Source organism: Caballeronia sp. M23-90 (assembly GCF_053574605.1).
On the sequence record NZ_JBSIPA010000058.1, the window covers coordinates 1 to 22,490 of the forward strand.

The following is a 22,490-nucleotide window of genomic DNA, read 5'->3' on the forward strand; positions in this document are numbered from 1 at the left end:
CAAGAACGAGCTTCACCGCCTGCTCGCGAAACTCCTTCGTGTAGCGGCCTTTCGGTCCTCGATTCATTTGATCTCCATTTCGCTCATTCTACGAAACATTGATCTCCACTTTCTTCAGCCTATCTCACTGGTATCGCAACACGTCGGATATCGTGCCGACTGCGATCACCGGCGACATGCACAGCATCAACAAGGCCAACTTCGCTATCCTGTATTGGTTCGGGTTGCGCTTCGAGCCTCGCTTCACAAACCTCGATGACCAGTTGCAGGAATTGTATTGTATCGACGACCCGGCGCTGTACGAGAAATGCCTGATTCAGCCGATCGGACAAATCGATCGGCAGCTCATCACCGGTGAGAAGGCAAATATCGATCAGATCGTCGCCACGCTGGGCCTCAAAGAGATCACGCAGGGCTCGCTGATCCGCAAACTATGTACGTACTCGCAGGAAAATCCGACACGTCGAGCGATTTTTGAGTTCGATAGGCTCATTCGTACCATCTACACGTTGCGTTACCTGCGCGACCCGCAGCTCGAGCGAAACGTGCATCGCTCCCAAAACCGCCTCGAGTCCTACCATCAGCTTCGTTCGAGCATCGCTCAGGTCGGCGGCAAGAAGGAATTGACCGGTCGCACGGACATCGAAATCGAGATCAGCAACCAGTGCGCCCGGCTGATCGCCAACGTGATCATTTTTTACAACTCGGCGATTCTGTCGCGTCTACTGACGAAATGGGAGGCCAGTGGCAACACCAAGGCGCTGGCGCGGCTCACGCAGATATCACCGGCAGCCTGGCGGCATATCCTGTTGAACGGGCACTACACTTTTCAAAGCGACAACAAAATCGACCTGGACGCGCTCATTGCAGGGCTCGAATTGGAGTGATCGAATTTTCGGCGGTTCTGGCTTGGAATCCCTTATTCCTGTTACGGTGGAATACGATGCTACAAGCGGGGAATCCTTTACCCCCAGCCGTGGTCAACACCTGGCGACTGAGCGTCGGCACGTCGCCGTTCGTGATCGATATCCTGGCCGACGGCAGCTGGCGACCTGCGTATATTGCGCCAAAGCGGCTGGGTGGCTGGACGATGGATGTGTTGCCGAAGATGCCGCCGACAGTCGATATCGCGCCCGCGGTACGCACCTGGGCGCGACAGTACGGCGCGAATGTAACGAACCGGCGCACGCCGGCGCGCCGGTTTCCCGCGCAAACCGCTTCTTCGAACGGGACGCCAGAATGAACATGCTGAAACGTCGTCTCGATGCGACAGACGAAAAGCTGCAGGAGCTGAAAACGGCCCGCAAAGCGGCAGCTAAGGCGCAGCGCCAGCAGGTCAAGCAAACGCGCGCGGATCGCGAGCGAAAGATCATGCTGGCCGGCGAGGCGTTGCTGCGGCGTGTCGATCGCGGCGAGTGGGATGAAGCCGATTTCCGCGCGATGATGGACGACTATCTGTCGCGGCCCGCCGATCGCGCGCTGTTCGAGCTCGACGATGTATAGCCTTTGATGTTCGACGTCGACGCACCGCACAGCCAGGTCGGCAAATGTTGATTCACGATGAAGGATGCCCGATGCTGCCAACGCTTCGCATGAACCGGAATTTTGTCGTGGCCTTGCTGGCCGAGCGCGCGCCCTGCTTTGCGATGGGACTCGTGGCCGAGGGCCAGACGCACTATGCCTGCCTGGCACTGCGGCCGGTGGATGACATTCCGAACGACGTAACACGCGGCGGTTTCAACTTCGGCCACTCGATACGCGGCACCGACGATTTCGAGGTCGTACACTTCGGCTTCGAGTTTTACGGCTACCGCATCTTCAATGCGCTGATCAATCCGAGCAACTTCATCGCCAGGACAATCCTGTCGCACATGGTCGACACGAAGGCGTTTTTCTTCTTCGCAGTCAACCCGTCAGGCGGTGTGACGGTGTTCAAGTCCGGCATCGGTGAATGCAGCCTGGACAGCATCGAGTCTAATCTCGAGCGGATACTGCGCTCGAGCACGTCCGATGCTCAGTACGACGCGGCGCTGACAACGTTCAGCGACCATCCAGATCCGGTCGGGCCGATGCTGCACTGGGTTTGCCGGGACTGCGAAGATTGTCTCGACCTGTCCCACAATGTAATCGAACTGGGCCCCGCGTAACGGTCCTGATGGTCCTTGTGACCGAGACCGTTATGCCACTCACCGGACGTCGCTCCAACATTCTTCGGCTGGAATAAGCCGATTGATGTTCACAATGTGGAACGACGGAATTTTCTGGGGTTCCGGCTTAGATCCCCTTTCTGACCAGTAGTCGTATCTGCCGCCGTGCCGTCTCACTCTCGGTAAGTTGACAAAGCCAACTGCGAACCCTAAAAAGGAGATTTCAACCATGCAATACCGTCAATTGGGAAAATCCGGTCTGCTCGTCTCGGAGCTGTGCTTCGGCACCATGAGTTTCGGCAAGCAGGGCTACTGGGAGAAAATCGGCGGGCTTGACCAGCCAGCGGCCCAGCATCTGGTCGATACCGCCCTCGATGCCGGCATCAATTTCTTCGACAGTGCCGATGTCTATTCCTACGGCCAGTCCGAGGAAATCCTCGGCAAGGCGCTCAAGGGCAAGCGCGACAAGGCGGTGATCGCCACCAAGGTGCGTGGGCGCATGAGCCCGGAAATCAACGACGTGGGCTTGAGCCGACACCACATCATGCAGAGTTGCGAAAACAGCCTCAAGCGCCTTGACACCGATTACCTCGACCTCTACATCGTGCACAGCTTCGACTTCATGACGCCGCTGGAAGAAACGCTCTCGGCGCTCAACGACCTGGTACACCAGGGCAAGGTGCGCTATCTGGGCTGCTCGAACTATTTCGCCTGGCAGTTGATGAAGGCGTTGTCGATTTCCGAAAAGCACCACTGGGAGAAGTTCGTCTCGCTGCAGGCGCATTATTCGCTGGTCTCACGTGACGTGGAGATCGAACTCGCCCCTCTATGCCAGGATCAGGGTCTGGGCATCACCCCCTGGTCACCTTTGGGCGGAGGCTTTCTCAGCGGCAAATATCCGCGCGGCGCGCAAGGCCCGCAGGACGCCCGGCGCAGCAAGGAAGACCACAACTTCATCCAGGTTGACGAGGCAGACTACGATATCCTAGACAAGGTGCAGCGCATTGCCGCTGCGCGCGGGGTCAGCGCAGCGCAAGTGTCGCTCAACTATTTGCTGCGCAAGTCCAACGTCAGTTCGGTGATCGTCGGCGCCACCAAGCCTGAACAGTTGCAGGACAACCTCAAGGCCGTGGAATGGCAACTCACGGCCGAAGAAGTGGCGGCGCTCGATGCCGTCAGCGCACCGCCGCGCCTGTATCCAAACTGGATGCTGGAATTTACCCGGCTCGACCGCGACAACCCGCAGATGATTCTGTAGACGCAGCTTGCCGCCGATGGCGGAATGAACATCAAGCAAATACGTGCCCATTGGGACGAAATTCAGCGGCTGACCACCTCAATCAAGCTGGGTACGGTGACGGCCTCGCTGATGCTGCGCAAGCTTGGCAGCTAACCAGCTTGCCGTCCACAGTGCGAAATACGACCACGCTGGCCCCATCGTCCAGTGCGAAGATCCGCAGCGGATCTGCAATAGTGCGGACGACCTGGACGATCGGCGCAGGGGTTTGCATGGGCATCGCTTGAGCGACCCCATGCAGACCAGGCGAGGCCATTAGAAACAGGCCGGCCACAGTGGCCGGCAGGCTACCCAGCACCGCAGGGGAAGCGCCCAGAGAGGCCGCAATCACCAGGGCGCGGCTTTGTTGCACAAAGCGGCAACGCTGGGCTGGTAGCTGCGCGCACCTTCGAGCGCCGGGTGGTCGAGTTGCAGATTCGCGCTGCGCTGCTCAATCGCTTCACGCAATTGGGCCGCCCTCACACCGTCGTAGTGGCGACCGTGGCATAACTCCGTCTGGGGTCAGGGGTGATTCGCCTCAAATTCAATTTACGCAACAAAGCCGGTGAGCGGACCATCACTGCTCGAGTGGTCGGGCATTGCGATGGTCGCCGGTGGCGTTCTCTTGTTGGCCTGCAAGCGTTGATGCATCAGATTGAGCGATGCCCTAACTTGACATCATGCAGTTCTACCGCCATCCTGATGTAGAATCGACCGGATTCAATATTTAGGTAGGCAGCGAAGTGATGCGCTGCAATCCTAACGATATCTGATTACTCATCAGTGGATCAACGGCACAGCATTCCCTGTACACAAGATGACATGACAACGTAGACATAGCCGGAAAGGAATGTAAATGCAGAAGCGAAAACTAGGACAACAGGGACTGGAAACGTCGGCGCTCGGACTCGGTTGCATGGGCATGTCGGAGTTCTACGGTCAGGGTGATGAAGCCGAATCGATCGCGACGATTCATCGCGCAATCGAATTGGGCATCGACTTCATCGATACCGCGGACATGTACGGCCCGTTCACCAATGAAGAGTTGGTTGGCAAGGCGATACAGGACCGACGCGACGCCGTCGTGCTCGCTACTAAGTTCGGCAACGTGCGCGGTCCAAACGGGGAATTCCTCGGCATCCGCGGCGACGCCGATTATGTGCGCCAGGCTTGCGATGCTTCGCTCAAGCGTCTCGGCGTGGACCATATCGATCTTTACTATCAGCACCTCCCGGCTGAGGATCGAGAGACCATGCTCGCCATCCGCAAGCTCCGCATCTTTGCGCATCTGCTGCACGGCATGTTCACCGTGGCGACGCGTTTTCCCAACGCGACGCCCCAAACGCGGATGGAACTGAACCGCGCGTGGTCCGTCGAGATGTTGCGCCGATGCGGCATGAAACTCGTCGTCCATAACGATCAGGCGCGGCTCGATAGCGGCGCGCTGGTCGTCGGCAATCACGTTTCGTGGATCGATATCTACGTGGTGAATGCGTGGCGGCCGACGCCGTTTGTATCGAAGGCTGAGGTGCGTCAATGGCCGATCGTCGGCTGGCTTGCGCAGCAGTTGGACACGATCTTTCTCCAGCGCGAAAAACGCAGCGATGCGAAACGGATCATGCATGAACTGTCCGAGCGGTTGAAGCGCGGCGAATTGATGTGCGTGTTTCCGGAAGGGACGACATCGGCGGGGACGGACTTGCTGCCGTTTCATTCGAACCTGTTTCAGGCGGCGGTGTCGGCGGGTTGTCCCGTTCAGCCGATTTGCTTGATGTACGAAGATGGCAGTGGACAGCAATCGGAGGCGCCGGCTTATATCGATGACCTGACGCTTAGTTTCACATTGAATGCCATGCTGCATGCCAGGCCGCTGACCGCGCATCTTTATGTCTGCGATGCGCTCGCCGCGGGGGATGATCGGCGGGGGCTGGCGAAAGAGGCACAGGCGGTAATTGAAAGCGCGTTGAGACGGATGCAGGCGGGGCTGAGTGCGGTGACCGCGACTGCGACGCAAGAAGAAGTGCCTGCCGAGTCCGCAGACCTCGAGGGGCTTACGCCCGGGCATTGACATGATCCTTGTTACGGGCGGGGCTGGGTTTATCGGCGCGAACTTCGTGCTTGAGTGGCTCGGCGCGTCGAGCGAGGCTGTGCTCAACGTCGACAAGCTGACCTATGCCGGCAACCTGTCCACGCTGCATCCTCTGCAGCACAACCGGAATCACGTTTTTGTACGCGCCGACATCTGCGATCGCGCGGCGATTGACGCGCTGCTCGCTCAGCACAGACCTCGCGCGATCGTACATTTTGCGGCTGAAAGCCACGTGGACAGATCGATCGACCGACCCGCCGAGTTCGTGCAGACCAACGTAGTCGGCACTTTCACGCTGCTCGAAGCGGCGCTCGCTTACTGGCGAACATTAGCCGATGCCGAACAAGTGGCGTTTCGCTTCCTGCATGTATCGACGGATGAAGTCTTTGGTTCTCTGAACTCCGACGATGCCCCTTTCTCCGAGACCACGTCGTACGCGCCGAACAGCCCTTATTCCGCAACCAAAGCTGCTTCTGACCATCTCGTGCGTTCGTATCACCATACGTACGCTCTGCCCACGATCACGACCAACTGCTCGAACAATTACGGCCCTTATCAGTTTCCGGAGAAGCTGATTCCTCTCGTGATCATGAGCGCCATGGCAGGCAAGCCGCTGCCGCTGTACGGCGACGGCTTGAACATCCGCGACTGGTTGTATGTGAGCGACCACTGTGCCGCGATCCGCGAAGTGCTGGCGCGCGGCCGAGTTGGTGAAACATACAACGTCGGCGGATGGAACGAAAAGGCGAACCTCGAGGTCGTGCAGTCGGTGTGCGACTGGCTCGACCGGTTGCATCCAAAAACGGCGGGTTCGTATCGTGACCAGATAGCGTTCGTTACGGACCGGCCGGGACATGACCTGCGTTATGCCATCGATGCCCGCAAGCTTGAGCGCGAACTCGGCTGGAAGCCGGCGGAAACGTTTGAGACGGGGATCGAGAAAACAGTCCGCTGGTTTCTGAACAATCAGACTTGGGTCGGCGATGTGATCTCCGGCGCTTATCGAACGACGAGTATCAGCACAACAAGGATCGACGATGGCGCGTAAAGGCATCATTCTCGCCGGCGGCACGGGCACGCGGCTTTATCCGATCACACATGTGGTCTCGAAGCAGTTGCTGCCCGTGTACGACAAACCGATGATTTACTATCCCCTGTCCACGCTGATGACAGCGGGAATCCGCGAAGTGCTGGTCATCACGACGCGCCACGATGCCCCGCTTTTCGAAGCCATGATGGGCGACGGAAGCCAGTGGGGCATGGAGATCCAGTACGCCGTGCAGCCCGCGCCCGATGGGCTGGCGCAGGCGTTTATCATCGGCGAAGGGTTTATCGGCGCGGACCCATGCGCACTGATTCTCGGCGACAATATTTTCTACGGTCAGGATCTCGACAAGCGGCTCGCGCAGGCGAACGCACGACCTGAAGGCGCCACGGTTTTTGCCTACCATGTGCAGGATCCCGCGCGGTACGGCGTGGTGGAATTCGACGCGGATTTCCATGCAATATCGATACACGAGAAACCGCGGATTCCCCGTTCGAGCTACGCAGTAACCGGCCTCTATTTCTACGACAACGACGTGTGCCGCATCGCCCAGAGTATCAAGCCATCGGCACGCGGAGAACTGGAGATCACCGATATCAATTCGGCCTATCTGGGAAAGCAGAAGCTAGAGGTACAGATCATGGGCGGCGGTTTTGCGTGGCTCGATACCGGCACACCCGACTCGCTGATCGAGGCCGCAACGTTTATCGCGACGCTGCAAAAACGGCAGGGGCTGATGATCGCGTGTCCTGAAGAAATTGCCTTTCGCAGCGGCTGGATCGACGGCGAACAGGTCTCGAAGCTCGCCGCGCCGCTCGCAAGGAATGCCTACGGGCGTTATCTGCTTAACCTTCTTACTCATCAAGTCGCATGGCCTTCAAAGTAATCGCCGCTGCGTTGCCGGGAGTCGTGGTCATCGAACCGGATGTGTTCACGGACACGCGCGGCTTCTTCTTCGAGAGCTTCAACGTCCGCGACTTCGGCGAACAAGTCCAGGCAGGCGTGGAATTCGTGCAGGACAATCATTCGCGTTCGGCGCATGGCGTGTTGCGCGGCTTGCATTACCAGATCGAACATCCGCAGGGAAAACTGGTTCGGGTGGTGGAAGGCGAAGTGTTCGATGTCGCCGTCGATATGCGTAAAAGCTCTTCGCATTTTGGCCGCTGGACGGGCGTGAAGTTGTCCGCCGAAAACCGCCGGCAGGTTTGGATTCCGCCGGGATTCGCACACGGTTTTGTCGTGCTGTCGGAGTTTGCGCAATCGCTCTACAAGACGACCGATTACTGGCATCCGGAACATGCGCGAAGCGTCGCCTGGAACGATCCGGATATCGGCATACAGTGGCCGATAGACTTCGAACCGGTGCTGTCAGCAAAGGATGCCGGGGGCGCAAGCCTGGCCGATGCCGACCACTACCCTTGAGCGCCGCAATGATCGACTCGGCATTGTCTCGACCGACGATTCTGCTGACCGGCGTCAATGGCCAGATCGGCTTTGAACTCGCGCGCAGTTTGCAAGGTCTTGGCCGCGTCGTGGCGCTGGATCGGGTCGGTCTGGATTTATCCGATACGAACCGGATACGGCACGTCGTGCAAGACGTGGGACCTTCGTTGATCGTGAATGCCGCGGCTTACACGGCTGTCGATGCAGCCGAAACGGACGCTGCCAGCGCAATGCAAGTGAACGCCGATGCGCCTGAAGTGTTGTCACAGGAGGCGAAACGTCTTGGCGCGTTGCTGGTTCACTACTCGACCGATTATGTTTTCGATGGTGCGAAGACCGGCCCGTACGTCGAGGACGATGCGCCGAATCCTCTGAATATCTACGGCGTGAGCAAACTGGGTGGAGAGCAGGCCATTGCGGCGTCGGGCTGTGCACATCTGATCTTTCGCACGAGCTGGATCTATGGTGTCCGAGGAACAAACTTCCTTCAAACGATGCTGCGCCTTGGCGCCGAGCGCGACGAGCTCAGTGTGGTGAACGATCAGACAGGCGCGCCGACGTGGTCAAGGACCGTCGCCAACGAAACAGCGAAAGTGTTGTCGCAGCTACTTTGCGGCGAGCGCGACGACTGGATTCGCAGCTCCGGCATCTACCATCTCACGGCTGGAGGATCGACATCGTGGGCGGGTTTCGCGGAGGCGATCTTCCACAACTCCTGTCAGCCGGCCAGGCCAGTGATCAAAAGCATCCCGACTGCCTCGTATCCCGCTCCGGCGGTGCGGCCACTAAACTCACAGCTTTCAAACGACAAGTTGGCGATGGCTTTCGGCATCGAGGCGCCCGCATGGGACGAAGCGCTGCGCCAGTGCATGCGGAACTCCGGGCTTTAATCGATAACCGCGCGGCAATCCGAGCATTCCACCTGCGTCACCGTCCGTTGTGCAGGATCGCTGGCGAGGCGCATGGCGGTGAGTCGTTCGCCCCAGACGCAACCGGAATCCAGGCCAATGATGTTATCGCGGACAATCAAGCCAATCGCCGCCCAGTGGCCGAATACCACCGTCACGTCTGACGTCCCGCGTGACGGCACGTCGAACCACGGCATGAAGCCGGCAGGTGCGGACCCGACGCCGCCGCTGGAGGAAAACTCCATGTCGCCGTCAGCGGAGCAAAAGCGCAGGCGCGTGAGCGCGTTGCATATCACGCGCAGCCGGTCAGCGCCTTTGAGCTTGGGTTTCCATCGATTTGGCTCGTTACCGTAGAGGCTCGCAAGCGTCTCCTTCCAGTTGGGCGCCCGCAGCGCGCGCTGGAATTCGTCGGCTAGTTCGAGCGTGGTCGCCACGTCCCACTGCGGCAAAACGCCGGCGTGAACCATCAGCATGCCGTGATCGAAGTGCGCAATCGGCCGGTGCCGCACCCAGTCGAGAAGATCGGCGGCGTCGGGCGCGGCGAGGATTTCATCGATAGTGTCGCCCTTTTTGGATTTACGAATCCCCGCCGATACGGACAGCAAGTGCAGGTCGTGGTTGCCGAGGACTGCGACGGCGCGGTCGCCAAGGGCGATCAGATCGCGCAACGTGGCAAGAGACTCGGGGCCGCGATTGATGATGTCGCCAGCAAACCACAACGGGGTGGCTTCACTTGGGCGAGCCTTTGTCAGCAAGCGCCGAAATGCTTCGCGGCAGCCCTGAATATCACCGAATGCGAGCGGAACGGACGGCTGGACCAAGTTTTGCGTAAGTAAAGATGCCATGTGGGAACGATGCGAAGGATGAATCTATTACCGGCGCGAACGATGCGAATGAGCAGTTTGACGGGTTCAACTTGCGCCACTACTTGCACTAAGTGCCCCCGACATAAGGTGTTAGAAGAGTGCGAGTGTCCAGGTCACACCGTAACATGGTAACCGACAGAGCGAAGCGTCGGTGATTCGTTACTGACCCGTTTCGAGGCAAGGGCGCATCGCTCCACTTGCTTTAATGATTTTTTGACGAGTTTTTCAATGATTACAATCGGACGATCGCGCCATCCTTCAAAGCCCTGCGATGCACGCTCCCGCGTTGGGCGATTCGCATTAGCGCCCGACGTGGGAGGTTTGTTGACGGCCGGATAAGCATATGTCTAGGCTGACGGAGCGGTCCACGCGTCAGATATAATCATTACCATTTTTAAGCCATTCTCCACCATTGCGCCAGTTTCGCTCGATGGTGGGTTTTCTAAGGGAGATGGAATTGACGAGCGCAGTTGTTACGGGTATTACGGGGCAAGACGGGGCATATCTCACTCAATTGCTGCTGGAAAAGGGATATGACGTTCACGGCACCTATCGGCGCACGAGTTCAGTCAATTTCTGGCGGATGGAGGAATTGGGTGTTCTGAATCATCCCAAGCTACACCTCGTTGAGCATGATTTGACCGATTTGGGCGCATCGATTCGCCTATTCGAAAAGGCGCAGCCACGCGAGGTGTACAACCTTGCAGCGCAAAGCTTCGTAGGTGTGTCGTTCGACCAGCCGGCTACCACGGCTGAGATTACGGGTGTCGGCGCTTTGAATCAGCTCGAAGCCATTCGTATCGTCGACAAATCAATTCGTTTTTATCAGGCCTCGACGTCGGAGATGTTCGGCAAGGTGCAAGCCATTCCGCAAAAGGAAGACACGCCGTTCTATCCGCGCAGCCCCTATGGTGTCGCAAAGCTTTACGCGCACTGGATCACGATTAACTATCGTGAGTCGTACGATATGTTTGGCTCAAGTGGCATCCTGTTCAATCACGAGTCGCCGCTGCGTGGCCGTGAGTTCGTCACTCGCAAAATCACGGATTCGGTTGCGAAGCTTTCCCTTGGGAAGCTCGACGTGATTGAACTCGGCAATTTGGACGCGAAGCGTGACTGGGGCTTCGCCAAGGAATACGTAGAAGGCATGTATCGCATGCTGCAAGCCGATGAACCCGATACTTATGTGCTCGCGACCAACCGTACCGAAACCGTGCGCGATTTCGTTACGATGGCGTTGAAGGGCGTAGGGATCGACGGCCAATGGCGTGGCGAAGGCGAGAAGGAAGAGTGCGTCGATGCGTCGAACGGCAAGGTGATCGTACGCATCAATCCGAAGTTTCATCGTCCGGCGGAAGTAGAGTTGCTAATTGGCGATGCGACCAAGGCGAAACAGAAGCTTGGCTGGGAGCCGAAAACGACGCTTGAACAGTTGTGCAAGATGATGGTTGAGGAAGATCTGCGCAGGAACAAAGCAGGGTTCTCGTTCTGATCTTGACTGGTCTGAATCGCCCGAGCCACGCGAACTAAAAATGTCGCGCTGTTGTTTTTGTCGAACAGCGCGACATTTTCATTTGTTCTTGCGGGTAGGCTGACGGGTGTGTCAAGGCAATTGCCCGGCCCTACCTCTGTTCTTGGCTGTATTCACCGGCTTTGATCTGAACGCCAAGAACATAACGTACAGATAAAAGCACAGCGGATTTTATGGTAACCGACGATTTTTATCGTGCTCTCGAAGACCGATTTCGAGGAAGTCGCGACTTGATCAAGGCAAGGCAGAAGTTGTATTTGCCGGTCGTCGAGGCAATTCTTGAACAGGTACCGAAGCAGCTTCTGGATATCGGCTGCGGCCGCGCGGAGTGGCTCGAGTTGTTAGCCGATCGAGGCTTGGCCGCGAGCGGCATTGATCTGAATGACGACTTCGTTGTCGAAGCACAGGAGGCGGGACTGCCTGTGGCTAGAGGCGAGGCAATCGAGTTTTTGAGCCGGCAAGCCGATAAGTCGTACGGGCTGGTGAGCGCATTCCACGTGGTCGAACATCTTGGGTTTGAGAAACTTCTCGCCTTCCTCAAAGAGGCGTATCGCGTGCTCGATAATGGTGGCGCGCTGCTGCTCGAGACGCCTAACCCCGCAAATCTCCTTGTTGGCGCGTGCAACTTCTATCTCGACCCGACGCACGAGCGCCCCATTCCGTCTGTTCTGCTGAGCTTCGCGGCGGAGTTCTCGGGGTTTGAGCGAGTGATCGTCGTGCCGGTCAATCGTGATTTTCTGAACAACGATCTTGAATTGTTGCCAAGTGAGTTTGCAGGCGCGGGGGTTGTCAATAAGGTGGTGTCGGTGGTGGACGAGAATTTTATGCAGGCGCCCGACTATGCGATCATCGCGTTCAAGAGCGCGGACAATGAGTCGATAGCGTTGGCGGAATCATTGATCACGCCAACGACGCTGCCTATCTCGGATAAGGAGACTGAGGACGTGAACACATTGTTTGCTCGTGTGCTCGAGGCAGAAACGGAACGGCTTGCGCTGCAGGCCAAGGTTGAATTGGCTGCTACTGAAGCGGCCTATTTGAAGGACCGTGTGGCACGGAGCGAGGAGCGCGTTCGTGAAGTCCGTTTGCGCGCTGAGAAGGATCTGAGCGCAAGCAAAGAGCAGGCGGTCGCTCGCGCGAGCGAACTGGAAGCACATTTGCAGCGCGCGCTTGTACGCGCGGCAACCGCCGAAGACACCGCCCATCGCGCTCAGCATCATGTTGCTGCCATGATGGCGAGTACCAGTTGGCGATTGTCGTCGCCAGTGCGCGCGGGCGGGTTGACGATCAAGAAAATTGGCCGCACGAAGGCGGCGGTTAACCGGTTGGCCCAGCTCGGACTGCTGCACGCCGCGGCTTATGTTCGATGTCGTCCGGTGCTTAGGCAGCGCCTCGCTAATGTTTTGTCTCGCATGCCTCGGATTAGGGCAGGGCTGATCAAAATAGCGGGCTTTGACGCCATTCAAGGCGTTGTGACCGGCGCGGCGATGCCGGCGGTCGCGTCCGTTGACCGACTGACGGCACGCGGTCGAAAGGTGCATGGCGATCTGCTCAGCGCTTTAAACGCACGCACAAAATAGAGAATTTCTCCGGTACAGACATGCGTATTGTTTTAGATCTTCAAGGATGCCAGTCGGTCAGCCGGCTAAGAGGTATCGGCCGCTATAGCCTTGCGCTGGCGAAGGCGATTGCCCGCAATGCCGGTGAGCATGAAATATGGGTCGCCCTGAACAACCTGTTTCCCGACTCGATCGACGAGATTCGTCAAGCGTTCGACGGTCTCTTACCGGTCGACCGGATTGCCGTGTTCTCGCTTCCCCCGATCGCGCTTTACCAAGGCTCCGACGACTGGCGGACGCGCGCCGCGCAGTTAATTCGCGAATACGCCATTGCCGAACTCGAACCGGATGTCGTGCACATCAGCAGTTTGTTCGAAGGTTATGTCGACGTCTCAGTGTCGACAATCAAAAAGTTAGATACCAGCACCATCACTGCTGTCACGCTGTATGACCTGATTCCCTATCTAAATCCAGCCAAATATCTGACGGATGCCGGCTTCAAGAAGCACTATTACGAGAAGATCGATGCGCTCAAGCAAGCCGATGTGCTGCTTGCCATCTCGAACTATTGCGGCGAAGAAGCCGTGCGTGAATTGCAGATATCGCGTGAGCGAATCACCAATATATCTTCAGCTGTTTCGGAATCGTTCGCTCGAGCGACGCATTCGGAACTTGATGTAACTGCGCTTCGTGGGCGCTTCGGTATCAGCCGGCCGTACGTGATGACGACGGGCATTGTCGAGCCACGTAAAAATCTCGAAGGTTTGATCGAGGCATGGGGGAAGGTGCCGTTTGCGTTGCGTAAGCAATATCAACTTTTCATGGTTTGCCAGGCGACCGCGGCGAGTCGCGCAAAGCTTTACGATCTCGCAGAGGCCAACGGTATGGCACGCGAAGACCTTGTGCTGTCGAGCGGATATGTGTCCGACGAGGACCTTATCGCGTTGTACAGTTCGTGCCACCTGTTCGTGTTTCCGTCGCTGCATGAGGGATTCGGGTTGCCGGCGCTGGAAGCAATGGCGTGCGGCGCGGCCGTGATCGGCTCGGAGGCGACGAGCATTCCCGAGGTGATCGGCCGCGAGGACGCACTTTTTGATCCCCTCGACTTTGAGGCGATGGCCGCCATGATCGAGTGCGGTCTGAGCGACACTGATTATTGGCAGTCGCTGCGCGACCACGCTGCGGTGCAGGTGCCCAAATTCTCGTGGGATGCGACCGGCAAACGCGCATTGCAAGCGTTCGAGGATACGCATGCTAAGCGTAACGAGAGCATACGGAACGGTACTGTAACGCCCATGAAGTCCGGCGAGGAACGGTATCGCGGGATCATCGAAGCTTTGACGCAGCTTGAGTTGACCTCCACTGAGATCGATTTGATCGCGAGTGCAGACGCAATTGCGGCGAATCAGCGGACGGGACGCCGGCGGCAACTGCTCGTCGATGTCTCAGTGCTCTGTGAACATGACGCGAAGTCGGGTATCCAGCGTGTTACACGCTCAATCGTGCGGCAATTGCTCGAGCAGCCTCCCGCTGGCTGGGAAGTGCGGCCTGTGCGGCTGGACCGCGGCGTGATGATCTATCGCTACGCGAACCGATTCATGCAAGCCTTGGATGTGGGCACTCGGGGTATCGACGAGCAAGACGAATGGGTCGACAGCCAGCAAGGCGATGTATTCCTGGGACTCGACCTGGTCGCCGACTGCGTGCCGCCGGCGGAGGGCTGGTTTGCTGCGCAGCGGCGCCGGGGCGTGAAGATTTATTTTGTTGTGTACGATTTGCTCCCTGTGCTGAAGCCCGAGTGGTTTCCGGAGGTCATTGCCACCGTGTTTCCGCCGTGGCTTAAGATCATAGGCACAGTTAGTGATGGCTTGATCTGTATCTCACGCGCGGTAGCCGATGACCTCATTATGTGGCTCGACGCGTCATCGGTGGAGCGGTTTCGTGAGCTGAAGGTAGGGTATTTTCATCTGGGCGCGGATATTGAAAGCAGCCAACCGTCGTCGGGCATGCCTGCGACCGCTGCCGCTGTTCTTGCAGCTTTGCGAGAGCGTCCAACGTTCTTGATGGTCGGTACGGTAGAGCCGCGCAAGGGCCACGTGCAGGCGTTTGCTGCTTTCGAGCGTCTGTGGGCCGCGGGCGTCGACGTGAATCTGGTGATAGTCGGGAAAGCCGGGTGGGGAGTGGAGGATTTGGCGGACGCGCTCAAGCAGAAAGGGGAAAGCAACGATCATTTCTTCTGGCTGGAGGGAATCAGCGATGAGTTCCTTCAGAAGGTTTACGAGGTATCGTCTTGTTTGCTTGCACCTTCGCTTGGTGAGGGCTTCGGATTGCCATTAATCGAGGCGGCACAAAAAGGCTTGCCGGTTTTGGCTCGTGAACTGCCGGTGTTTCGGGAAATTGCGGGCGATCATGCGTTTTATTTTACCGGTTACGCAGACCAAGATTTGAGCGCTGCTGTTGAAGCATGGTTGCTGCTATACAAGGAAGGGCGCGTGCCGCTATCGACCGGGATGAAATGGATGACATGGAAGCAGAGCGCTGAGCAGATTGTACAGGTGATGCTGGGAGCTGAATGGTATCAAGCGTGGACGAAGGGGGCGGCGACGGCTTCTTAGTATGAGGGTAGGGGCACGATCGATGCCGTTTGCGTTTCTCGCAGTATCGTCGTGGACACGATCTGCGTATCTTTGGTCCGAAACCGTTGGTAGCTAGATCGTTCAGCGTTGCCTACGAAAAACGGAACTGCGAGCCATGAGATATTTCTTCGGATTAGGACCGCGCCTGATATCGCCGGCATCGCTTACTAACGAAACCATAGGGCTTCAGAAACGACCAAAAACGCAGGTCTGAATGCTTAATCCAGTTCTTCTACTCCGGCCACATTTTACCGCCGCCATAGGGGCGTTTGCAGGAAGCGAGGTAAGTGGGAAAGCAGGGAGCTAGCATATCTTGCGGCACTATGCCGGTGGTGAACTGCGCATCTGTTGGTTAGAGTACCAGTAATGATTTTTCGGTCAGGTGTCAACGGGTGAGGCAGTAAAACGATTCTACGTAGATAACCCTCCCTAAACAGAACTGACAGTGATACGTCGACCTCACGCGCTTATGCTTTAATGCAAGAACAGGTCGACTTCGTTTGAACGCAGTTTCATTTTTTTCTGTGTTGACGTCATTGTGCAGTCAATGAGTGATTCGTGTCGGCTTTCGAGGTTAAGCGAATTATTGACGAAAATGCGGGTTAGTAATTCAGCGTGATACTACCGAAACTGCACATTTTTCGCTGACTAACTTGATTAGCTGGCGTGCGGATTCGCCTGCCTCTTGCATGTTGGTATTCAGTAATAAGGCAGGCTGGAGCGGTTCTTCATACTGAGACGAAACTCCAGTAAAGTTAGAAATCTGCCCCAAATTCGCCCTTGCGTAATGACCCTTAGGATCCCGCTGTTCGCATACCTCCAAAGGACAATTGCAATAAATTTCCAAAAAATCGTCTGGGGAAATGACTTGCTTAATCTTCTCACGTGATTGGCGAACGGGCGAAACCAAAGCCACTATCACAATAAATCCTCGATCGAGAAAGAGTTTTGCCGTTTCCACAACTCGACGAACATTTTCGTTCCGGTCAACTTCAGAGAATCCCAGGTCCGCGCATAAGCCGAGGCGGATATTGTCGCCATCAAGCGTTACGGTTTGAAAGCCGAGATCGTACAGGATCTTTTCGGTCGTTTGAGCGATGGTCGATTTACCCGAGCCGGGCAGGCCGGTCAGCCAGACCACCGCGCCACGGTGACCGTTCTTCCGCTCACAATCGAGTCGGGTAACGGCTGAAGGCTGGCTGACCACGCTGACGTACGGCGACATGCCGGTTCTTTCGCAGGTGTGAGGCTCTTTTTCCATATCTATTCCGCTCTAGGTACCTTGCCGACTAAATTCGAGCCTCTTAGCGAATCCGTCCATTCTAGTTGATCATGCTAATGCACTAGGTAATCGATACAGCGTAGTGGTATGCAACTTTTTCACTTTCGCGTCAAATTCGGCGAAACGCGCCATCGGGACGTTTTAGCAGAACGCGGAAAAGGAAAAGAAGTGCAGGCTTTACGCTGTCATAAATCACCATAGGAAAAAGCGTCCAATCAATTCAGTAACATTCGTACAACTTGGCTACGACACCCCACTGCATACTGTTCCACGAAGCAGAGAGCAATTTTCACACCAGGAACGCACCTGATGCAAATTCCTCTTTTGGCGACGAAAAGTGGATAACTTTGACCTGTAACTTGCATTTTGAGCGTTTTTTTAGCAAAGTCGGTTGCACTAAAGGATCTCCAACTTGCAACGCCTCCGTGTATTGGGTCCATTCAAGCCAAATCGATACGTTGCCCGTCTATAGCTTTATTGATCATGTCGTTTGGCGGACCCTTCACAGGTCCGACTGTTCTGTGCCCGACTGATCTGCGCTTCACTCGTCAATCGTATGTCGGCACACTGGTGAAAAAATGAAAGAAATAGCAGTCACGCGCAATCTTTTTGTGTAAATAAAGCTGTGCTGCCCTGCATTTGCATGCTTATGAGGAGGCGCGCCCATTCCGTTCGTCAAAGTGGAAGTCCGGCGGCGGGCGCGTCCTCCGACAGGAAACCCCACCATCGGCGCCGATCCGGGTTGATAAACGGATCCTTTTCGTGGCGTAGTGTTCCTCGCTGAGGTAATGCATCTATGGCAAGCCAATAGTCGTTTAGCATGTACAAGCAGAATCAAGCAGCGAGGGCCAAAAGCCGCATGTAGCCAATTGCGCTTGGTCCCGGAAGGAAATATGCGCTCTGGTAAGCGTACACTGCAAAGCCCAACGGAAAGACGAAAAACCGATTGGCCGATCGCTATAAAGAGCGCGGCAAAGGCGAACCAAAAACCGCGGTATTACATATAAGGAATCAGCATCAGCTTTAAGCCTCATAGCTCTATGTCCAATCAACGAAGCGGAAAATCATAGATATTGGCAGCGGCGCTATATGTAGCCAGGAGATAATGATCGAGGAATTGATTGAGTGCGGAAGGGTCTGCATCCATAAGCACCAACTTAAAACAGGTCCTTAACTATCGAAATTATAGTGAGCATTTTTATCCGTAAGCTTCTAGACGAGACGAGCCGCCGATAGGAGCTACTGGGGCTATGATGTCGAGACGCGCAAATAACAAGCCAAAACAAGTATGACGGAGCATGCGACAGATAGCTACAGCCGAAATAGTCGCTCGGCGACATGCTCCTCGGCAGTCAAGGCACATCGCAAAAAATTCGGCGAGAACGAAGCTGCTCATTGGGAAGATGGATAAGCTTTAATTTCCGGGCGGACACGGGCAAATCGCTAGGAAAGTAGAAAGGCAAGCTCGCATTTAAATGCGGGCTGGTTTGCTCGCTGTGAAAAGCGAGCAAAAATGTTGATGACAGTGGCGGAAGATCACGATCAGCGCTGCCGGTCCGCGGGTTTCCCTTTTCAAGCCGACGCTCTGCCTCGGTTTGACCGTCGCTGACATGGAAGCTCTGCCTTTGTTGACGACGAGCGTTAGTGGAACTGGAACGTCGAGTTCACCGCGTACTGGCCATTGCAATCTGCGCCGAGATTAGAGAGTTAACAACGTCCGCAGGGCAATACGTCACAAATACTATCCTCGAAAGGGTCGCCGGCCGGCTATATTTTTATCCCCTCGGACACGGAATTAAGTCGGTCGTAATGGCTTCCAGAAGTTTTAGAAGAAAGCAGGGGTTTATTCCACACAGGCGAGCTGAGCATTTCGTCTAATTTGAAGGTTAAGGGAAGCAAGCGAAAAGTTCCTGTTCTTATGACCTGTCGTTGATATTCTCTCCCCCAGATTCGCATCATCTTGATGGTCTCTTTGATTTCGCCTTCCTTCCCGCAAGCCTCGTATAAAACACAATTGTTGAGTGAAGTTCCTACCTCGATAGACATCTCGGTCCGGCGAGGAAAGTAACGTTCTTATCATTGGTATCGGCCCAGAAATGTCTTTGGCCACTGATAACCTAACCAATGCAAAGTTAAGCCACGCACGGAAATAAGCTTGCGAAAGTTTGACGTAATACTGCCCTCTGTCTTCACGCGTAGGCGACGATCTCGCGCGTCGCCTCTAGTGTGCATCTCGAAAATCAACAAAACCAGCAGCAGGAGTGGATAACGCTGCATGTTACAATCCCCGACAGCCATTTTTGCGGACCCAGCGCTGGTCCACGAACGCGCACATGCTTCCAGCGTAGGGGGTTCCACACCTGCCGAGTCGCGATGTCGGCGTTCTGATGTCGCGCTGAGTCGTCAACATGATCTTGCTCGGGACCACGTTTGTTTAAATCTATGCAGCTGAAAATAGCCGTCGAAGAGATACGTAACTCGCTTAAAGCGCCCCACTTATGGGCGCTGCTGGGATGGTTCGATATTAGACAGCGCTACAGGCGTTCCGTTCTAGGACCCCTCTGGCTAACCCTGAGCATGGGGATCATGATCGGGACGCTTGGTGTTCTCTGGGCAACTCTTTTCAAATCTGACATTCACGAATTTTTACCCTATTTTGCCGTGGGGAACGTGTTATGGGTATATTTTTCCGGTCAAGTTACAGAGTCTTGCACCGGATTCACACAATTTGAACATATCCTCCGACAGATTAAAATTCCGTTGCCTACTTATTTACTACGATTATTAACTCGAAATCTGATTGTCTTGGGGCATAATCTAGTTATAGTTTTTATTGTTGTGACTTTTTTTGGAAAGGGTTGGAGTTGGATGGCCCTCCTTGCACTCCCCGGGCTTGCGCTAGTGTCGGTGGCGGCGTTGTTCCTTTCTATTATTATCGCCATTTTATGTACGCGATTCCGGGACATGCCTCCGATAATACAAAATGTGACGATGGTCGCGTTTTATCTCACGCCGATTATATGGCAGGAAAAGACCCTTGGCGGCCGTTATTCGTGGATAGTTAAATATAACCCTTTGGCGCACCTCATTGATATCGTTCGACTGCCAATATTAAATAAATATCCATCTGATCATTCCTGGTATATGGCGATCGGGTTTACTTTGATATGCGCGGCGATCGCGCTACCTTTGCTGGCCCGCTTTCGTAGCAGGGTTGCTTATTGGCTGTAACGGATAACATAAAATGGATAATGTTTTTATCAAGGCGGACAATATATCCGTTGAATTTCCCATTTACAACGCTTCACACCGGTCGCTCAAGAAGGCGGTAATTCGTGCAACTACGGGGGGTAGGGTCGCAGCCTCGGCGGGAGGACATGTAGCGGTCCGCGCTATTGACAATGCATCGTTTCATTTCCAGCCGGGCGATCGTATTGGCTTAGTTGGTCATAATGGATCGGGTAAGACGACACTACTGCGGGTCCTATCAGGTGTGTACGAACCATTCAATGGAAAGATCGAGATTTCTGGGAATATCGTTTCTCTTCTAGATCTTTCTTTAGGTATGGATTCAGAGTCAACCGGATTTGAGAACATCTTTCTTCGGGGTGTAATGATGGGCATGCGGCCGAAGGAAATTGAATCCAAGATTGATGAGATCGCCGAGTTTAGCGAACTCGGTGACTATCTAAATATGCCAACGCGGACGTACTCTAGCGGCATGTCACTACGCCTTGCGTTCGCTACGTCCACGTCTTTGAAAGCAGATATTATTCTGATGGATGAGTGGCTGTCTGTAGGTGATGCTGACTTCAATCAAAAGGCCTCGCGGAGGCTGGAAGGTATGGTCGAAAATTCCTCGATCCTTGTGTTAGCGTCACATTCGAAAACGTTGATCCAAAAATTGTGTAATCGAGTGTTCTCGCTTGAGCATGGCATAGTGAAAGAGATCCTCGCGAGTGAAATCCCGTTTTGACTTTAGCCGTCGAAATGTATGTAATCTCCGTAAAACCCACTATTTGGTAGTCTAGATGATTTTCTTCGGAGGATCTGATGCGCGTTGCCATTGTTAGTTCACCGCGGAGCGGCAACACCTGGGTGCGATCAGTTCTCGCGACTACGCTTTCCCTGGATCAGATAGGTGTTCACAATTATGTCGACTTGCCGGCTGAGCTGCCGCAAAGCTGTATATTGCAGTTGCATTGGTATAGGGAGCCCAATTTTCAGCAGTTTCTAGTAGAGAACGGGTTTCGTGTAGTGGTCATTGCGCGGCATCCCCTTGATCTGCTTATCTCCGTGCTCCACTTTATTCAACACGAACCACTGACCTCGCAATGGCTCGCTGGCAACGCAGAAATTCCCAATGAACTTGTCGGCCAGTCACCTGTGTCGGAGACGTTTCTTGATTACGCGCTCAGTTGGGGAGCGGAAAATCTGCTTGCGATTAGTTACCAATGGTGGCACGACAAAAGCGTGATTAAAACTAAGTATGAGGATTTCGTTCGATCGCCGCATTATGCGTTCTCGACCGTTTTAAATCAGTTATGCGGCGAATCGATGGATTTAAATGAAGCAATCGCACAATTTGACCTTAAACATTTCCAAGCGAAGGTGAATCACCATGGCTGGCAGGGGCGACCGGGACTTTGGAGGCAGCTGATACCATTTGGGCGAGCGAACGCTATCTATAGCCGGCACAAACGCATCTTCGACGATCTAGGATACGGTATATCGTTTAATTGGCTATCAGCTTCCCGAGCAGAATCGAATTGGCGTAGTTTGAGCGCATAGACTAATACCGCCTTAACGTTGCCAAAGAGGGAGGCCTCTCGCCAACAACAATGAGATTAGTTGCATGCGGCTGATTGTAGAGCATAAATCCAATTAGGCGGGGAGAGAGCACTGCAGATCAAAAAGGCGTCGCTTAGAATCGTCATCGATCAGTAGGGTTTTCGTGCGTGTCGCCTGATCGTTGACGATGATTGCATCCCCGCCTGTTGCCAATTTCTTTATTGTCATTTTAATTTGAATGGCCACTTATGAATTTGACGTTTGTGCGCGCCGCTGTTTCGCTTCTTTGAGGTCACTTCGAGATCGGGATGCCTGACGTTCGCAAAACATCGGGACTTAGCAAATGAAGGCGCGGCTATAAGCCAATACGGTCACAGGTGGTTACGCCCTGATTATCCTACTTTATTTCGGCAGCGATCGAACGCTGGGCGCTTCGAGCGATGCGTTCGAATCAAATTTGCTGGGAAATTGTTCCGTTTCGCTGGATTGTCGACAGCAACGGGGAAAAATCGTCCAATTTTTCACAATAAAAGGGTTGGTCGATGTGGATGATTTCACTTCAACCGCCGATCTTTACCGAGGTCAAGGTATTCAGGATACTTGGACTACCGCAAGCGGTGTATCACTTAGGATGATACGCAATCAACTTTTATGGTGTTAAGCGAGCACTTTCCTAAGAAACTCACCTTCACGCTGGCGAGTCCTGAGGCTGTAGTGAATATCCAAATTGCGCCGCGCGGCGATGAAGCTGTTTGATGACACGGTCCCTGTACTGCTGTTCGTAATGATCCGCACCCGGGTCGCGGTAGTCCATGCCATAGCGCATCGCGTTATAAAACAGAACAGCGATCTTGCGCGCCGTCGCAGTCACGGCCTTGGCGTTACCAATTCGGCCGGCAAGGCGCCGGTAGAATGCG

Annotated in this window: 17 protein-coding genes and 5 pseudogenes; 19 read left to right on the forward strand and 3 right to left on the reverse strand. The window is 55.0% G+C overall.

Features of this window, described 5'->3' with window-relative positions:
- Positions 1-128: 128 nt before the first annotated feature.
- The 13 genes and pseudogenes from ACRXB1_RS08790 to rfbD form a co-directional block, all read left to right on the forward strand.
- Positions 129-887 (forward strand): annotated as a pseudogene (locus ACRXB1_RS08790) (Tn3 family transposase); the annotation flags it as partial.
- 56 nt (positions 888-943) lie between these two features.
- Positions 944-1,243 carry a hypothetical protein gene (locus ACRXB1_RS08795; RefSeq protein WP_449491781.1) on the forward strand — a complete coding sequence of 100 codons (300 nt, stop codon included), beginning with the start codon at positions 944-946 and terminating at the stop codon, positions 1,241-1,243.
- Positions 1,240-1,503, forward strand: a complete 264-nt coding sequence (locus ACRXB1_RS08800; RefSeq protein WP_007180432.1) for a hypothetical protein — start codon at positions 1,240-1,242, stop codon at positions 1,501-1,503. The genes ACRXB1_RS08795 and ACRXB1_RS08800 overlap by 4 nt, the downstream gene beginning before the upstream one ends.
- Positions 1,504-1,610: 107 nt before the next feature.
- Positions 1,611-2,147 carry a hypothetical protein gene (locus tag ACRXB1_RS08805; RefSeq protein WP_449491782.1) on the forward strand — a complete coding sequence of 179 codons (537 nt, stop codon included), beginning with the start codon at positions 1,611-1,613 and terminating at the stop codon, positions 2,145-2,147.
- Between the two features lie 229 nt (positions 2,148-2,376).
- Complete coding sequence (locus tag ACRXB1_RS08810) at positions 2,377-3,405, forward strand: aldo/keto reductase (RefSeq protein ID WP_449491783.1); 1,029 nt, start codon at positions 2,377-2,379, stop codon at positions 3,403-3,405.
- Between the two features lie 18 nt (positions 3,406-3,423).
- Positions 3,424-3,537: pseudogene (locus tag ACRXB1_RS08815) on the forward strand (Tn3 family transposase); the annotation flags it as partial.
- Positions 3,538-3,816: 279 nt separating this feature from the next.
- Positions 3,817-3,933 (forward strand): annotated as a pseudogene (locus ACRXB1_RS08820) (IS5/IS1182 family transposase); the annotation flags it as partial.
- A gap of 412 nt (positions 3,934-4,345) precedes the next feature.
- A pseudogene (locus ACRXB1_RS08825) lies at positions 4,346-4,627 on the forward strand (aldo/keto reductase); the annotation flags it as partial.
- 48 nt (positions 4,628-4,675) lie between these two features.
- Positions 4,676-5,491, forward strand: coding sequence for a lysophospholipid acyltransferase family protein (locus tag ACRXB1_RS08830; RefSeq protein WP_449491795.1), 816 nt, complete (start codon positions 4,676-4,678; stop codon positions 5,489-5,491).
- Position 5,492: 1 nt separating this feature from the next.
- A complete protein-coding gene (gene rfbB, locus ACRXB1_RS08835; protein WP_449491784.1) occupies positions 5,493-6,560 on the forward strand; it encodes a dTDP-glucose 4,6-dehydratase in 1,068 nt (355 codons plus the stop codon).
- Positions 6,550-7,443 carry a glucose-1-phosphate thymidylyltransferase RfbA gene (gene rfbA, locus ACRXB1_RS08840; RefSeq protein ID WP_449491785.1) on the forward strand — a complete coding sequence of 298 codons (894 nt, stop codon included), beginning with the start codon at positions 6,550-6,552 and terminating at the stop codon, positions 7,441-7,443. The genes rfbB and rfbA overlap by 11 nt, the downstream gene beginning before the upstream one ends.
- The gene (rfbC, locus tag ACRXB1_RS08845; protein ID WP_449491786.1) at positions 7,428-7,979 is read left to right on the forward strand and encodes a dTDP-4-dehydrorhamnose 3,5-epimerase; all 552 of its coding nucleotides are present in this window, start codon (positions 7,428-7,430) and stop codon (positions 7,977-7,979) included. The genes rfbA and rfbC overlap by 16 nt, the downstream gene beginning before the upstream one ends.
- Before the next feature lie 8 nt (positions 7,980-7,987).
- The gene (rfbD, locus tag ACRXB1_RS08850) at positions 7,988-8,890 is read left to right on the forward strand and encodes a dTDP-4-dehydrorhamnose reductase (protein ID WP_449491787.1); all 903 of its coding nucleotides are present in this window, start codon (positions 7,988-7,990) and stop codon (positions 8,888-8,890) included.
- On the opposite strand, the gene ACRXB1_RS08855 is transcribed toward rfbD, so the two are convergent.
- Positions 8,887-9,753: a symmetrical bis(5'-nucleosyl)-tetraphosphatase gene (locus ACRXB1_RS08855; RefSeq protein ID WP_449491788.1), complete on the reverse strand. Its 867-nt coding sequence runs from the start codon at positions 9,751-9,753 to the stop codon at positions 8,887-8,889. The two genes, rfbD and ACRXB1_RS08855, sit on opposite strands and share 4 nt — an antisense overlap.
- Positions 9,754-10,225: 472 nt before the next feature.
- On the opposite strand from ACRXB1_RS08855, the gene gmd reads away from it, so the two are divergent.
- The 3 genes from gmd (at position 10,226) to ACRXB1_RS08870 (ending at position 15,479) form a co-directional block, all read left to right on the forward strand.
- Positions 10,226-11,266 carry a GDP-mannose 4,6-dehydratase gene (gene gmd, locus ACRXB1_RS08860; protein ID WP_449491789.1) on the forward strand — a complete coding sequence of 347 codons (1,041 nt, stop codon included), beginning with the start codon at positions 10,226-10,228 and terminating at the stop codon, positions 11,264-11,266.
- A 212-nt stretch (positions 11,267-11,478) separates the two neighbouring features.
- Positions 11,479-12,885, forward strand: a complete 1,407-nt coding sequence (locus ACRXB1_RS08865) for a methyltransferase domain-containing protein (RefSeq protein ID WP_449491790.1) — start codon at positions 11,479-11,481, stop codon at positions 12,883-12,885.
- Between the two features lie 20 nt (positions 12,886-12,905).
- Positions 12,906-15,479 (forward strand): glycosyltransferase family 4 protein, encoded by a 2,574-nt coding sequence (locus tag ACRXB1_RS08870; RefSeq protein WP_449491791.1) that lies wholly within the window; start codon positions 12,906-12,908, stop codon positions 15,477-15,479.
- 631 nt (positions 15,480-16,110) lie between these two features.
- On the opposite strand, the gene cysC is transcribed toward ACRXB1_RS08870, so the two are convergent.
- Entirely contained in the window at positions 16,111-16,761 is a 651-nt protein-coding gene (cysC, locus tag ACRXB1_RS08875) for an adenylyl-sulfate kinase (RefSeq protein WP_449491792.1), read from the reverse strand.
- A 2,463-nt stretch (positions 16,762-19,224) separates the two neighbouring features.
- Here cysC and ACRXB1_RS08880 point away from each other — a divergent pair.
- The 3 genes from ACRXB1_RS08880 (at position 19,225) to ACRXB1_RS08890 (ending at position 21,573) form a co-directional block, all read left to right on the forward strand.
- Entirely contained in the window at positions 19,225-20,013 is a 789-nt protein-coding gene (locus tag ACRXB1_RS08880) for an ABC transporter permease (protein WP_449491796.1), read from the forward strand.
- Positions 20,014-20,026: 13 nt separating this feature from the next.
- The gene (locus tag ACRXB1_RS08885; protein WP_449491793.1) at positions 20,027-20,758 is read left to right on the forward strand and encodes an ABC transporter ATP-binding protein; all 732 of its coding nucleotides are present in this window, start codon (positions 20,027-20,029) and stop codon (positions 20,756-20,758) included.
- A 77-nt stretch (positions 20,759-20,835) separates the two neighbouring features.
- On the forward strand, positions 20,836-21,573 hold the full coding sequence (locus ACRXB1_RS08890) for a hypothetical protein (protein ID WP_449491794.1): 738 nt from the start codon (positions 20,836-20,838) through the stop codon (positions 21,571-21,573).
- A gap of 688 nt (positions 21,574-22,261) precedes the next feature.
- On the opposite strand, the pseudogene ACRXB1_RS08895 reads toward ACRXB1_RS08890, so the two are convergent.
- Positions 22,262-22,490, reverse strand: a pseudogene (locus ACRXB1_RS08895) (IS110 family transposase); the annotation flags it as partial.

Coding starts and splice junctions, on each gene's coding strand:
- ACRXB1_RS08795 (WP_449491781.1), top strand. CDS start 944: ATGCTACAAGCGGGGAATCCTTTACCCCCAGCCGTGGTCAACACCTGG.
- ACRXB1_RS08800 (WP_007180432.1), top strand. CDS start 1,240: ATGAACATGCTGAAACGTCGTCTCGATGCGACAGACGAAAAGCTGCAG.
- ACRXB1_RS08810 (WP_449491783.1), top strand. CDS start 2,377: ATGCAATACCGTCAATTGGGAAAATCCGGTCTGCTCGTCTCGGAGCTG.
- ACRXB1_RS08830 (WP_449491795.1), top strand. CDS start 4,676: ATGCTCGCCATCCGCAAGCTCCGCATCTTTGCGCATCTGCTGCACGGC.
- rfbB (WP_449491784.1), top strand. CDS start 5,493: ATGATCCTTGTTACGGGCGGGGCTGGGTTTATCGGCGCGAACTTCGTG.
- rfbA (WP_449491785.1), top strand. CDS start 6,550: ATGGCGCGTAAAGGCATCATTCTCGCCGGCGGCACGGGCACGCGGCTT.
- rfbC (WP_449491786.1), top strand. CDS start 7,428: ATGGCCTTCAAAGTAATCGCCGCTGCGTTGCCGGGAGTCGTGGTCATC.
- rfbD (WP_449491787.1), top strand. CDS start 7,988: ATGATCGACTCGGCATTGTCTCGACCGACGATTCTGCTGACCGGCGTC.
- ACRXB1_RS08855 (WP_449491788.1), bottom strand. CDS start 9,753: ATGGCATCTTTACTTACGCAAAACTTGGTCCAGCCGTCCGTTCCGCTC.
- gmd (WP_449491789.1), top strand. CDS start 10,226: ATGGAATTGACGAGCGCAGTTGTTACGGGTATTACGGGGCAAGACGGG.
- ACRXB1_RS08865 (WP_449491790.1), top strand. CDS start 11,479: ATGGTAACCGACGATTTTTATCGTGCTCTCGAAGACCGATTTCGAGGA.
- ACRXB1_RS08870 (WP_449491791.1), top strand. CDS start 12,906: ATGCGTATTGTTTTAGATCTTCAAGGATGCCAGTCGGTCAGCCGGCTA.
- cysC (WP_449491792.1), bottom strand. CDS start 16,761: ATGGAAAAAGAGCCTCACACCTGCGAAAGAACCGGCATGTCGCCGTAC.
- ACRXB1_RS08880 (WP_449491796.1), top strand. CDS start 19,225: ATGCAGCTGAAAATAGCCGTCGAAGAGATACGTAACTCGCTTAAAGCG.
- ACRXB1_RS08885 (WP_449491793.1), top strand. CDS start 20,027: ATGGATAATGTTTTTATCAAGGCGGACAATATATCCGTTGAATTTCCC.
- ACRXB1_RS08890 (WP_449491794.1), top strand. CDS start 20,836: ATGCGCGTTGCCATTGTTAGTTCACCGCGGAGCGGCAACACCTGGGTG.